General features: G+C 38.7%; 14 protein-coding genes. 9 read left to right on the top strand and 5 right to left on the bottom strand.

The features are described 5' to 3' along the window. The first annotated feature begins 2 nt into the window (after positions 1–2). Entirely contained in the window at positions 3–1,034 is a 1,032-nt protein-coding gene (locus ABJN95_RS02695; protein WP_348368451.1) for a hypothetical protein, read from the top strand. Between the two features lie 23 nt (positions 1,035–1,057). Here ABJN95_RS02695 and ABJN95_RS02700 read toward each other — a convergent pair whose 3' ends face one another. Beyond that, a complete protein-coding gene (locus ABJN95_RS02700) occupies positions 1,058–1,528 on the bottom strand; it encodes a CBS domain-containing protein (protein ID WP_348368452.1) in 471 nt (156 codons plus the stop codon). 223 nt (positions 1,529–1,751) lie between these two features. On the opposite strand from ABJN95_RS02700, the gene ABJN95_RS02705 reads away from it, so the two are divergent. The 6 genes from ABJN95_RS02705 (at position 1,752) to ABJN95_RS02730 (ending at position 7,089) form a co-directional block, all read left to right on the top strand. Beyond that, the gene (locus ABJN95_RS02705) at positions 1,752–4,034 is read left to right on the top strand and encodes a M28 family peptidase (RefSeq protein ID WP_348368453.1); all 2,283 of its coding nucleotides are present in this window, start codon (positions 1,752–1,754) and stop codon (positions 4,032–4,034) included. After that, entirely contained in the window at positions 4,027–4,830 is an 804-nt protein-coding gene (locus tag ABJN95_RS02710; RefSeq protein WP_348368454.1) for an SDR family oxidoreductase, read from the top strand. The genes ABJN95_RS02705 and ABJN95_RS02710 overlap by 8 nt, the downstream gene beginning before the upstream one ends. Before the next feature lie 116 nt (positions 4,831–4,946). Continuing rightward, positions 4,947–5,321, top strand: coding sequence for a hypothetical protein (locus ABJN95_RS02715; protein ID WP_348368455.1), 375 nt, complete (start codon positions 4,947–4,949; stop codon positions 5,319–5,321). A gap of 158 nt (positions 5,322–5,479) precedes the next feature. Beyond that, complete coding sequence (locus tag ABJN95_RS02720) at positions 5,480–6,181, top strand: hypothetical protein (RefSeq protein WP_348368456.1); 702 nt, start codon at positions 5,480–5,482, stop codon at positions 6,179–6,181. Positions 6,182–6,347: 166 nt separating this feature from the next. Continuing rightward, the gene (locus tag ABJN95_RS02725; protein WP_348368457.1) at positions 6,348–6,776 is read left to right on the top strand and encodes an SRPBCC domain-containing protein; all 429 of its coding nucleotides are present in this window, start codon (positions 6,348–6,350) and stop codon (positions 6,774–6,776) included. Next, positions 6,766–7,089 (top strand): metalloregulator ArsR/SmtB family transcription factor, encoded by a 324-nt coding sequence (locus ABJN95_RS02730; RefSeq protein WP_348368458.1) that lies wholly within the window; start codon positions 6,766–6,768, stop codon positions 7,087–7,089. The genes ABJN95_RS02725 and ABJN95_RS02730 overlap by 11 nt, the downstream gene beginning before the upstream one ends. A gap of 2 nt (positions 7,090–7,091) precedes the next feature. On the opposite strand, the gene ABJN95_RS02735 is transcribed toward ABJN95_RS02730, so the two are convergent. Both ABJN95_RS02735 and ABJN95_RS02740 read right to left on the bottom strand, forming a co-directional pair. Next, positions 7,092–8,177, bottom strand: a complete 1,086-nt coding sequence (locus tag ABJN95_RS02735; RefSeq protein WP_348368459.1) for a DUF2652 domain-containing protein — start codon at positions 8,175–8,177, stop codon at positions 7,092–7,094. A gap of 57 nt (positions 8,178–8,234) precedes the next feature. After that, the gene (locus tag ABJN95_RS02740) at positions 8,235–8,708 is read right to left on the bottom strand and encodes a hypothetical protein (RefSeq protein WP_348368460.1); all 474 of its coding nucleotides are present in this window, start codon (positions 8,706–8,708) and stop codon (positions 8,235–8,237) included. Positions 8,709–8,955: 247 nt separating this feature from the next. Here ABJN95_RS02740 and ABJN95_RS02745 point away from each other — a divergent pair, with 247 nt between their 5' ends. After that, positions 8,956–9,894, top strand: coding sequence for an NAD-dependent epimerase/dehydratase family protein (locus tag ABJN95_RS02745; RefSeq protein WP_348368461.1), 939 nt, complete (start codon positions 8,956–8,958; stop codon positions 9,892–9,894). A 3-nt stretch (positions 9,895–9,897) separates the two neighbouring features. Here ABJN95_RS02745 and ABJN95_RS02750 read toward each other — a convergent pair whose 3' ends face one another. Further along, the gene (locus ABJN95_RS02750) at positions 9,898–10,212 is read right to left on the bottom strand and encodes a hypothetical protein (protein WP_348368462.1); all 315 of its coding nucleotides are present in this window, start codon (positions 10,210–10,212) and stop codon (positions 9,898–9,900) included. A gap of 146 nt (positions 10,213–10,358) precedes the next feature. Here ABJN95_RS02750 and ABJN95_RS02755 point away from each other — a divergent pair, with 146 nt between their 5' ends. Next, on the top strand, positions 10,359–11,069 hold the full coding sequence (locus ABJN95_RS02755; RefSeq protein ID WP_348368463.1) for a hypothetical protein: 711 nt from the start codon (positions 10,359–10,361) through the stop codon (positions 11,067–11,069). A gap of 4 nt (positions 11,070–11,073) precedes the next feature. Here ABJN95_RS02755 and iolG read toward each other — a convergent pair whose 3' ends face one another. Next, positions 11,074–12,075, bottom strand: coding sequence for an inositol 2-dehydrogenase (gene iolG / locus ABJN95_RS02760; protein ID WP_348368464.1), 1,002 nt, complete (start codon positions 12,073–12,075; stop codon positions 11,074–11,076). Positions 12,076–12,158 lie beyond the last annotated feature (83 nt).

The raw sequence follows: 12,158 nt of genomic DNA on the forward strand, positions 1-12,158 counted from the left end.
TTATGAAAAACCTACACTTTCTATTACTCCTCCTTCTTGCACTCTCTCTTTCTGCACAACATACATCAATAACTACCGAGGATTTTAATAGTGACGGAATCAAAGACTTGTTAAAATGCTCCTATGAAATCGGAAGTAATTTCGGCGGTGGTGAATGTGAGCTTACCGATGGGAAAACCAAAAGCAAATTCTCACTTTCGAATTTCGGTTGTTTTTGCGCTATAAAGAAAAGAGTTGGAGTAGCTGCTGAACTACGAAAAAAAGAGAACGAGTATTTTTTTTATAGGTTGAAAAAAGAAATCTTACCGAAATTCAGACCCACCCCTGACCAATCACTAATTTGGATTATCAATAGTTCGCTACATTCACAAGAACCTTCTGAACATCGGTATTTTGATCTGACTTTCAATCCTAAAATAGTATGGCGTCAAGAAGAACCAGAGCTTCCATCTACCTATTATATCGAAATGGGAGTACAAATACTTTCAAAAATGATACCGGCGGAACGTAACTCTGCCGCACCTAGATCTAGAGATCAAAAGGATTATTTGGTGTATTATGGCGACACTCATTTCGCAGCTGAGGGTTCAAAAACAAAAGATTTTATCCCAGTAGCAAAAAATGATGCTTATGAAATTCTAAAGACCGCTCATGGAGTGATTGCCAAAAAAGCAAATTCATATAAGTGGCTGTTTGTTACCGACAAAGATATAAACGCATCTCCGCAAAAACTGAGGTGGGCGTCAATAGAAGATGTCGTTTTACATGACAGCTACGTTATTATCAAACAAGGTTTGGCGCCTGATAACGAATACCATATTTACATTATAGATATAGAATCTGGTATTGGGGGTCGCCTAAAAATAAACTTTGACTTTTTGTTAGAGAAAGGTATCGAAATTCTAGATCTTACTCCAAAAGAACGTTTTTCTATAGAAAACAATACCATTCGTATTGGCAGGAAGCGAAAAATACTAAAATTCCCCTTAACGGAAATCAAACATGAGCTTGCAATTCTTGCTAAGGGGAATTGAATTTGTTTTTATTCGGAATCAGATCACTTCCAATTCGCACCACTCAATTTAAGTGCAGCTACCACAATATCCTTTCGACTGATTTGACCCACTAAAAGTCCGTTTTCCATGACAGGAAGCCTTCTACGATTATTTTTGTGAAAAACTCCGGCAACATCAAAAATGCTCATATCGTGTGGAATGGTCTCTACGTCTTTGGTCATGAATTTTTCTACACTTTTATCCAAAATTGGCTGATTGAAATAACGACTTTCTGAAATGGTCTTCATACAATCGGCTTCTGAGATGATACCAACTAAGAACCCATTCTCATCCATGACAGGGCCACCCGAAATATTGTATTTGGTAAACTGCTCCATAACTTCCAGTATAGATTGTTCAGGGGTAAAAGTGACCAACTTTCTGGTCATATAATCAGTTACCAATATGGGTGCATTAGACTCCTTCTTAGAAACTGTTTTGGCTCTTGGGCCTTGAAAACTCTTAATTCCCATATCGTTAAGATTTTAGGCTGTCGGGGCAGACAAGCGAGGTTAATTATGAAAGATACAAAAAAAAATCAACGTATTTTTCAATTTTTCGACGTATTACTTGCGAATTTCGCAAAACTAGTCACAACCGGGCACTTCTTTCCCTTAGATGCTTCTATAACTGTGATTCACACCAAAACCGAATAAGCCTGTAGAATTTCTTACTTTTATGACAAAACCCAACCCAATGAAAAAATCATCTTCGGTACTCACGCTTTTATTAATTGTCTTGGCAATCTATTGGAGTTTTCGCTCGCTAATGCCTTCGTATAAAAGTGATATTTCCGCAGAAAAAACTACTTTTTCCGCCGACAGAGCTCTTGAACATGTTAAACAAATTGCGCAAAAACCTCACGGAGTAGGCTTTAAAGGGCATCAAGAGGTACGGGAGTATATCATTGCAGAACTTGAAAAAATTGGATTGGAGACATCCATTCAAGAAGGATATACTGCTGGCGACTGGGGAAACCTTAGCAAAGCCATCAACATTTTAGCGCGGATTAAGGGTACTGAAGCCGGCAAGGCCTTACTGCTCTTATCGCATTATGATAGCAGCCCACATTCCTCGTTAGGAGCAAGTGACGCAGGAAGTGGTGTCGCTACCATTTTAGAAGGTATACGCGCCTTTTTAGCCAGTAACCCAAGTCCGAAAAATGATATTATCATATTAATATCCGATGCAGAAGAATTAGGTCTTAATGGTGCTGACCTTTTTGTGAAGGAGCATCCTTGGAGAAAAGATGTGGGGTTGGTTCTCAATTTCGAAGCACGTGGTAGTGGTGGGCCAAGCTACATGCTTATCGAGACGAATCGCGGAAATAGCAACCTTATCAAGGAATTTACCAAGGCAAATACAGAGTACCCAGTCGCCAATTCTTTGGCCTATAGCATTTACAAGATGTTGCCTAACGATACCGATCTGACGGTGTTTCGCGAAGATGGTGACATTGAAGGATTCAATTTTGCCTTCATAGACGACCACTTTGACTATCACACGGCAAAAGACACCTACGAGCGCTTAGACAAAAAAACGATGGCGCACCAAGGAAGCTACTTGATGCCCCTACTGCATCATTTCGCTCAAGCTGATCTGACGAATTTGAAAAGCTTAAATGATTCCATTTATTTCAGTGTTCCTTTCTTCAAATTGGTATCTTACCCTTCTGAATGGATATGGCCAATGTACGGTTTGGCCCTGCTTTTTTTTATATCCCTTTTGATTCACGGGTTGCGCAAAAAAACTTTGGGTCTGACAGAAATTGGCAAAGGATTTCTACCTATGTTGTTGGCATTGGCTATCAATGGTGTTGTTGGCTATTTTAGTTGGTCTGTTTTAAAATGGATGTATCCCGCTTACCAAGACATATTGCACGGCTTTACATATAACGGTCACACCTATATTCTAGCCTTTGTTCTTTTCTCTTTAGCGGTTTGTTTTTGGGTATACGATCGCTTCAAAAAGGTGGAAAGTCAAAATCTATTGGTTGCCCCCATCTTTCTTTGGTTGCTTATTTGTGCACTAGCAACGTACTACTTATCGGGCGCCAGTTTTTTTATTATCCCAGTTTTTGCCTTGCTAGCGGGGTTTATGGTACTGATCAATCAGAAAATGCCAAACCCGTATTTACTTACATTTTTAGCAATACCGGCTTTGTTTATTTATGCCCCTTTTGTAAAAATGTTTCCCGTTGGTCTCGGACTTAAAATGATGATACTTGCAACCTTATTTACTACCCTTACTTTTCTATTGGCATTACCCGTTTTTGGCTTTTATCACAAGAAAAAGAGATTGGCGTATTTCGGTCTGCTTTTGTTCTTCGTATGTATGATTTCTGCTCATTTTAAGTCCGATTTCGACAAAGACAAGGCAAAACCGACCAGCCTGTTATACGTACTAGACGCGGATTCGAACAAAACGCAATGGGCAACTTATGAAAATTCACTTTCCGATTGGACTGCCCAATACCTTGGAGCAGATAAAAAAGCTCCTGAGCAACTGTCTAAGAAAACCATTAGCAGCAAATACAGCTCTGGCTTTACCTATGTTGCCCCAGCTCCTGCTAAAGAAATAGCTCAGATGCAGATAGAAAAAACCCGCGACACCCTAATAGAAAATAGTAGACTAATAGACATTTGCATTATGCCGCAACGTAAGGTAAATCGTCTCGAAATTTTTTCGAATACAGTGCTTGAATCAGCCACAGTAAATTCTGTAAAATTATCAGATTACTACCTTAAAAACCGAAGGCGAGCTAAGTTGGTAACCCATTATATTAGCAATAATGAGTACACCGATTTACAGCTCAGCATTCCTAAAGATGCTGTCTTAGAGCTCACATTGTATGAAGCTTCAAACGATTTGTTACACAATCCCCAGTTTTCCATACCGGCTCGCCCTGAAGATAATATTCCGATGCCTTTTGTACTTAATGATGCAATTTTAGTTACTAAAACCGTACGTTTTGAGTAGTACAATAGGTGTTATGGGCTGCGGTTGGCTCGGGTTGCCATTGGCATATTCGTTGGTTCATAATGGCTATAAAGTGTATGGTAGTACTACATCAAGAGAGAAATTAGCACATTTACGACAGCAAGATATAGTACCCTTTCAGATTGGGTTGTCTGAAGATAAAATTGAAGGGGCCATTTCAGAGTTTCTTCGGCATTTAGATGTTCTCGTGATCAACATTCCTCCTAGGCTAAGAGGCAAAACCAAAGAAAATTACGTCCAAAAAATGCAATTGTTGCATGTGGAAGTTAAGAAAACAGCTGTTCGCAAAGTCATATTTGTAAGTAGTACCTCTGTCTATGGTAATGTTGAAGGAGAAGTTACGGAAGATACCGCACCCCAACCAATTACCGAGTCTGGAAAGCAACTTTTAGCCTCTGAAAACATCTTTGTAAACGATAGAGATTTACAGACTACCATTATTCGTTTTGGCGGATTAATTGGGCCAAACCGGCATCCTGTTACCATGCTTTCAGGTAGGCAAAATTTATCTAACGGAAAAGCGCCCATAAATTTGATTCACTTGAATGATTGCATACGAATTATTAGCTCGGTTATACGTAACTCTTGGTGGGGTGAAGTCATGAATGGCGTATATCCTGAGCATCCAAACAAACAAAAATATTATAGTTTGGAAGCAAAAAAGAGGGGTTTGCAAATGCCTGATTATAAAGTAGATAATTCAAATAAGGGCAAAAAAGTGCACTCAAAAGTCCTTTTAAATGTTAAAAAATTCGATTTCACCACAACATTGTAGTTGCTGTACACATCAAAATTTTAAGGTTTCACAACAAAGTCTCCATTTTCCTGTTAATACGACATCCTTTTCGTCGCCTAACGCGTAACTTTGATGTATAATTTAAACATTTTGCCATGGAAAATTCAAATTTAAAAGGGCGAATTCTATTGGAAATGGAAGATTTGATTGCCCAAAGTTGTCCCGCGCAAGAAGTTACCCCTGATTATGAAACGCTGCATGTAGCTATTTTAAAAAAGCACTACAACGCAGCAGATGTTTCAATCGACTACCACCGAAAAAGGGTAGAGATGGATATAGTGATGGATGATATGGATTATGACCCAAAAAAGGTCAATCTTTATATGCCAACATTGCACGTAAATTTGTGGTTCAGAAATCTTCGCGATTTTTTAAAGTCGTGTATAGATTATGACAACAAAAGTCTTGCTTTTTATGCAAGTTTATTAAGTTCTTATACTAATAAGAACAAGCCGCTACTAACGGCCTAAGTAACAAAAATTCCAAACCTACATATAAAAGATGCCCGCTTAGGGCATTTTTTTTGTTCCCTAAACAAATCAATCTGGCTTTTAAAGTTTTTATTAACAGCTTACTACGAATAAATTTTATAGTTTAGCGCACCAAAAATCAATAAAACCAGAATACGATGAAGAGAGTTGTTTTTGTGCTAGTCATGACCATGGGTTTTGTTGGCACAGCACAGACGAAAACAGAATTGCAAAAACATTATGAAGCGTTTTACAAAGAAATGCGTTTGCAGGGCGATGTAAATGGAGTCATCAATGCCATGACACATTTGAATGTGCTAGCACCGACGCAGGAACGGCGAGATACACTAGCCTATATCTATGCAAATAACAATCAGCATATGCAGGCACTAAATACCATTGGTATTGAAAAAAATGAAAACGATTCTGATCTTTCCGTACAGGTCAAGGCAATTTCTTTAAAAGCGTTGAACCAACCCAAAAGATCTCTTGAGCATTTTGAGGTTTTATTTGCTAGAAATCAAAATCCGTATTTGGCTTATGAATTGGCAGATCTGAAAATTCAGACGGGTGATGTCGCAGGCGCGGAAGCGAATATCGAATATGGCCTTGCCAACTCAAAAGATGAGATGAAGCATGCTTTTTATGAAAGACAACAACCCTACGAGGCTTCGTTAAAAGCCGCTTTTTATCACTTAAAAGGACTTATGCAGTTCAATAAGGATAAAAATAACATTGACGGGGCAATAGCACTAATAGATGAAGCTCTAAAGATTGACCCGAATTTCAATTTGGCTAGCTTAAGCAAACAAGCGCTCACCTCTCGAAAGGAACAGCCAGCTGCTGAAACAAAAGATTAATTCATAACAACTTGGTAAAAAAGCAGGCTTTATGAGCCTGCTTTTTTTGTTTAAAGTTGTACATAAAATGATAAAAAATAAAAAGCAACCAAAAAGTTGCGTATTAAATTATAATAGTTATATTTGCAACCATATAGTTGCGTATTAATCTTAAAAACATTCAATCATGAAAGATGCTATTATCAAAGAACAGATTTTCAATCACGATATCGATAAAGTTTGGAATGCCATCTCTGTAGGAGAAGAAATCTCAACCTGGTTTATCAATGCAGACTTTAAACCTCAGCCTGGTTATAAATACACCTTTACAGCAGGTGAAGAAAAAGGATGCACCCAGATTACCGGAATTGTAAAAGAAGCCGACCCATATACTTTAATTTATACTTGGATGGTCGAAAACACCGATGTTGAAACAACCGTTAAATGGACACTGGAGGCGGTAGATGGAAAAACCAAACTGATCTTGGAACACTCAGGTATATCTAATTATACCAATGATACGGCGGTTACCATGTTTGGCCACTTTAGTGCCGGTTGGGATAACTGTATTAACTTGCTAACTGAATACCTAACTAAAGAAGTGCATGCAGGATAAAATCACAAGAATCTTAAAAGCTATTGCCGACCCTACCAGACGTGAAATTTTTCATGCCCTGGTAGTGGCGTCGACGGCAATGCCAATTACCCAAATTTCGGGTCAGTTTGATATAAGTCGACAAGGAGTTACCAAGCACATTAAGACTCTTGAAGAGGCTGGTTTGGTTCAAATTAGCAGCAAAGGGCGGGAGCGTTTTTGCTATGCAGATGCACAACCATTACAAGAAGTTAATAATTGGCTTAAATTTTATGAGCAATTTTGGGATGATGCCTTTAGCGATCTGAAATCGTATCTAGACGATAAAACCTAAGATCAAGTAGCAGATTTTAAAGTCGCAAATTGTTCCAAATTCTGTATCGCGCTCTCTGTATTTTTCTTAAATATTCTTTTAACTAAAAGCGCCAAAACAAGTTTTTTAATAGGTGACTTTGCCTCCCAATAGGTTTCGACTCTTAAGTTGCAAGAGGCTTTCGAAGTTGGAGTTACAATGTAAAACTGATATAGGGTATCAACTGGGGGTGGACTTGAAGTCATTTCACCATACACAAGTTGCTCTGCAGCTACGTCTTTTGTAACTGCAACAAAGTTCAAATGTTTCCCATTAATAACGCATAAGTGCTCAGAACCTACTCGGGTTACCTCATTCTCATTATATTCGAATTTATCTACGCCTTTTGCCCAGTGATGGCGATAGCTGTAATTGGTTATATATTCTATTAAGGTTCCTGCCGCTATTGAAAACCCTTTTTCAAGAACCAATTGAGGTGGTTTATCAAAATGTATCTTTTTTCCTAGCGAGAAGTTGTTGAGTGTTAATTTGCTTTGGTCGATCAGCGAGAAAATATACGGTACTTCTTTATCATCGTATGTGTCTTTACCTTCTTTAAATCGATACAATTTGCTCCAATAATAAATGGGTAATTCAATTGCACTCGCCAGTTCTTTACTAATCAAGGCATAGTTTTCACTAGCAATTGAATTCTTTAATAATCTATGCGCTTCAATAACATGCTGACCAAAAGGCTTGCGATTGCCCTGAACCGCTATAAATTGCAAATCACCACAATGTGCCACGATCTTCAGTTGCAAATTGGGGGCTGTGGCACAGGCATTGCAAGGGCATATGCGGTTCGATTCTAAAAGTTTCAAATGGCTGTAGAAGGCGGTAAACATGGTTTCAATCTGAGCCAACAACTTCTCTTGAGATGGAATTTCTCCTTCCTTGTAAAAGAAAAGGGCGTCTCCTTCAATCTCGGCAAGTTGTAAATCTTGGGTGTTAGCTGCAATCAAAACTTCCAACAACTCGGCTATTACGTGTTGGCTGTGTTCTACCTCGGTGGTTTGTATAAACTTGGTAAAACCAGAAATATCAGGAATAAACAGAAATGACTTCGTCATACATAAGAGTTAGTCGATGCTAATGGCAGAACTGTCAAAGTCGAAGGCTAAAAAAAACTATTCTTCTTCCAAAAGCGTCTTTAGGTCTAGGGTATTGCTGGTAATTGCATTCATTTGATTTAGCATTGAATTATGTGCTGCAATCATTTCTAAAACCGATTTCTGTGTATCAATGCGATATATCAAATCGCCTTTTGTTTTTAGAATGAAGGTATGAAAGACCTTTTGTCTGCTTTTAATTTGAGGGGTATTAAAGGTTTCAGGGTATACTGATTCTTCAAGCGCTTTTTGCTTTTCGATCAAATCTTCTAAAACCAAGCTCAAATCTTCCGTATTACCGATATTGTATATGGCATCAAAACCAATTTGTAAGGCATTGAATTCTTCCCAATCCTTTATGATTTCATTCGTTTTTGAATTTGGAACGGATTTCTTAGGCCAACTTTCCGTACTAATTTCGAAAGCGGAATTATCCGCGACAACGGCCTGCTCTTTATTCCCTTTGCAAGAAACAAGAACAACTAATAACACAACCCAAACGAATGTTTTAACCATTAAGCGAATGTACAAATTTCATACTCTTTAGGTTTGAGATTTTGGGAATTTTAAGGAATTAACTTTTTTTTTCTGCGTTAAAATTTTTAAGCATAGTCGTACCTAAGGCCCAAAATCTTGAAGTAAATTTCGGGAAAAAGAAAAGCTGAAAAACGCAAAAACTCAGTGGTAAGGAAAATTTTAAACGGTATCTTTAGGCGCGAATTCAATTAACGCGATTTTAATGCAAAGAAATATTCTGATAATTGGTGCTTGTGGACAAATTGGTACTGAGCTTACCTTTACCCTGCGAGAAAAACACGGCAGTGATATCGTCATTGCCAGTGATATTCGCGAGGGTAACGAAAACTTAATGGATTCTGGCCCTTTTGAACTTTTAGATGCCACAGATTATGACGCACTTGAAGAAGTGGTCGCCTATTATGAAATTGATGAAGTGTATCTTATGGCCGCTATGTTGAGTGCAACAGCGGAAAAGTTTCCTATGCGGGCTTGGAACCTCAATATGAATTCCCTTTTCAATGTTTTGAACTTGGCGAAGGAAAAGAAGATTTCGAAAGTGTTTTGGCCTTCGAGCATTGCGGTTTTTGGCCCCAATACACCCACAGATCATACGCCTCAAAATACAATTATGGAACCTAGTACGGTATATGGTATTAGCAAACAATCTGGGGAACGATGGTGTGAATACTATCACAATAAATTCGGCGTCGATGTACGAAGTGTGAGATACCCTGGGCTAATTAGTTGGAAAACTATGCCGGGAGGAGGTACTACAGATTATGCTGTTGAAATATATCACAAGGCTCTTTCAGATGGAGCATATACCTGCTTCTTAAATGCAGATACTATGCTACCCATGATGTTTATGGATGACGCTATTCGAGCTACTATGGAATTGATGGAAAGCGATTTCGATAAAATCAAGATAAGGTCAGCATACAATCTGGCAGCCATGAGTTTTACTCCTGCTGAAGTTGCCTCAAGCATTGCATCTCATATTCCACAGTTCAAGGTAAATTATGAACCTGACGCTCGTCAGGCTATCGCCAATTCATGGCCTGGGAGCATTGATGACTCACATGCCCAAAAAGACTGGGGATGGAAAGCAGCATTCGATTTGGAAAAGACAACTATTGAGATGCTAAAGAATCTCAAATAGCGATCAGATTTCAGTATTATCTTCCGCCAAATCCTCCGGCTTTGGCACGGCTATAGCTGTAGGGTCATCATCGTCGAAATTGTCATAGTCACTTTCATCATAATGCTCCATGGTGTATTCTAACTTAGCGCTAATTTTGACTAAATATTTAGTGTCTTCAGTCAGAACCTCTACGGCTTCGATGCGCTCACCATGTGCATTTCTAAATGATATGATATCCCTATCCCCATATCCGTCTGGATAGCGTTCAACGATGAGCTTTAATACTTCAGGAGTCAGTTTTTTAAAATCTACTATAACTCTTCTAAGATTGTTCATAACTGCGCATTTGGGTTGAACGAAATGATGCTAAATCTTAAAATAAATGTAAATCATTTTTTAATATGTATTGCAAAAATCTACATTGATAAACTCTGATTTTTTGGCTATCTTAATGCTCATTTTTTAGTGCAAAAAATAAAGATATGAAACCTGTGCAATTTTTGAAATCGTTTTTTATAGTACTCCCGTTTTTAATGATGGGGGGGCTTTATGGGCAAATTAAACAAGGTGTCTATGTCTCTGATCAAGGCAATTTACGCCACGAATTAAAGGTTGGCGAGGCCTATCTAATTCATTCAACATATGAAAAATCACCTGCAAAATTCATCAAAACCGTTGGAGGGTTTTATACCACCCATGATAGTATGCTTCAAATAAAGTTGGAGTTCAATTCAGACTATCAAAAAGATTCTTTGAAGACTTTGGATATTCCTATGCGACTTGATGGCAATAATTTGGTTTTAGGTAGTGCATCTGAAAGGGTCTTCGAACTTCAACAGGCGAACTCCCAAGATTTAGACGGGCAATGGCTTTTTGCCACCAGAGGCCCAGATGAGGGTCAAAAAAGACGTGGAGAAGCCAATGCCAGAAAGACGCTGAAATTCTTAATAGATGGTCACTTTCAATGGATTGCATATCATACAGAAACCTTTAAATTTTCAGGAACAGGCGGTGGTAGTTATTCCGCTCAAGATGGGGTTTACACTGAAAATATTAAATTTTTCTCCAGAGACGATTCTCGTGTTGGGGCAACTTTAAAATTCAACTATGAAACCCGAGGCGATGACTGGCACCATACCGGAAAGAATAGCAAAGGAGAACCTATGTATGAGATTTGGGGGAAAAGAAAATAGCCCCTTATCCGATTTTTATAGGTCGCTTCTCTCGAAAAGAAGCATAGGCCGCCTCAGCTAAAACAATAGCCTTAATACCGTCTTCCCCATGCACCGGCATTGATTTTCTATGGCCTAAGGCCTCTACAAAATCTTGCATCTCAAGCAAATAAGAAGTGGCGTACCTATCTATAAAGAAATTCAGGTTTACATCAGAATGAGAGCCGTATTCATTAGCACTTGTTACGTTAGTCATCAATGGGTTATTGATTTGCAACATTCCCTTTGAGCCAAATACCTCTAGCCTTTGATCATATCCATAGGCTGCCTTTCTGCTGTTTTCTATTACCGCTGTAGCCCCATTTTCAAAATGCAAGACCAAGGTTGCTGTATCGATGTCTCCAGCTTCTGCAATTGCCGGGTCGATCATACAACTTCCTGTGGCATAAACCTCGGTAACTTCGCATCCCATAATAAATCGGGCCATGTCAAGATCGTGAATAGTCATATCTTTAAAAAGACCGCCAGATTGTTTAATATAAGCAATGCTAGGTGGTTCAGGATCTCGGCTGATGATATGCAGGCTTTGAACGGTTCCAATCTTTCCTTCTGAGACCGCGATTTTAACCTTATTAAAATCTGGGTCAAATCTCCTGTTAAAGGCAACCATCATGGGCACATCGCATGCTTTGACTTTTAACACTACTTCCTTTGCCCGTTCTAACGACATATCGATGGGTTTTTCACAAAATATGGCCTTACCTGCCAAGGCCGCACGAATAGCATAATCCGCATGCGTATCGCTTGGCGAGCAGATCAATATCGCATCAATCTCTGGATTGTCAAATATTATCTCTGCATTATTCGACACATTTTGAACCCCAAATCTAGTCGCATAATCTTGCCCTACTTTTGACGGATTAGCTACGGTGGTTACTTCCACCCCTTCGATTTTCGTACATAAGTTTTGCAAATGAATCTTACCGATTCTACCCATGCCAATGATTCCTATTTTGATACTATCCATAGGCTAAATGTAGGTATCAGAATTCAGCTTTCCAAAAAACCATATCAGCCATAAATCGGGCATTTTGCGCTTCATAATAAGGA

The sequence above is a fragment of the Maribacter sp. genome (assembly GCF_039974175.1).
Classification (GTDB): domain Bacteria; phylum Bacteroidota; class Bacteroidia; order Flavobacteriales; family Flavobacteriaceae; genus Maribacter_C.

Bases quoted from the DNA above. Each gene is read 5' to 3' on its own strand.
- ABJN95_RS02695 (WP_348368451.1), top strand. From the start codon at position 3: ATGAAAAACCTACACTTTCTATTACTCCTCCTTCTTGCACTCTCTCTT.
- ABJN95_RS02700 (WP_348368452.1), bottom strand. From the start codon at position 1,528: ATGGGAATTAAGAGTTTTCAAGGCCCAAGAGCCAAAACAGTTTCTAAG.
- ABJN95_RS02705 (WP_348368453.1), top strand. From the start codon at position 1,752: ATGAAAAAATCATCTTCGGTACTCACGCTTTTATTAATTGTCTTGGCA.
- ABJN95_RS02715 (WP_348368455.1), top strand. From the start codon at position 4,947: ATGGAAAATTCAAATTTAAAAGGGCGAATTCTATTGGAAATGGAAGAT.
- ABJN95_RS02720 (WP_348368456.1), top strand. From the start codon at position 5,480: ATGAAGAGAGTTGTTTTTGTGCTAGTCATGACCATGGGTTTTGTTGGC.
- ABJN95_RS02725 (WP_348368457.1), top strand. From the start codon at position 6,348: ATGAAAGATGCTATTATCAAAGAACAGATTTTCAATCACGATATCGAT.
- ABJN95_RS02730 (WP_348368458.1), top strand. From the start codon at position 6,766: ATGCAGGATAAAATCACAAGAATCTTAAAAGCTATTGCCGACCCTACC.
- ABJN95_RS02735 (WP_348368459.1), bottom strand. From the start codon at position 8,177: ATGACGAAGTCATTTCTGTTTATTCCTGATATTTCTGGTTTTACCAAG.
- ABJN95_RS02745 (WP_348368461.1), top strand. From the start codon at position 8,956: ATGCAAAGAAATATTCTGATAATTGGTGCTTGTGGACAAATTGGTACT.
- ABJN95_RS02750 (WP_348368462.1), bottom strand. From the start codon at position 10,212: ATGAACAATCTTAGAAGAGTTATAGTAGATTTTAAAAAACTGACTCCT.
- ABJN95_RS02755 (WP_348368463.1), top strand. From the start codon at position 10,359: ATGAAACCTGTGCAATTTTTGAAATCGTTTTTTATAGTACTCCCGTTT.
- iolG (WP_348368464.1), bottom strand. From the start codon at position 12,075: ATGGATAGTATCAAAATAGGAATCATTGGCATGGGTAGAATCGGTAAG.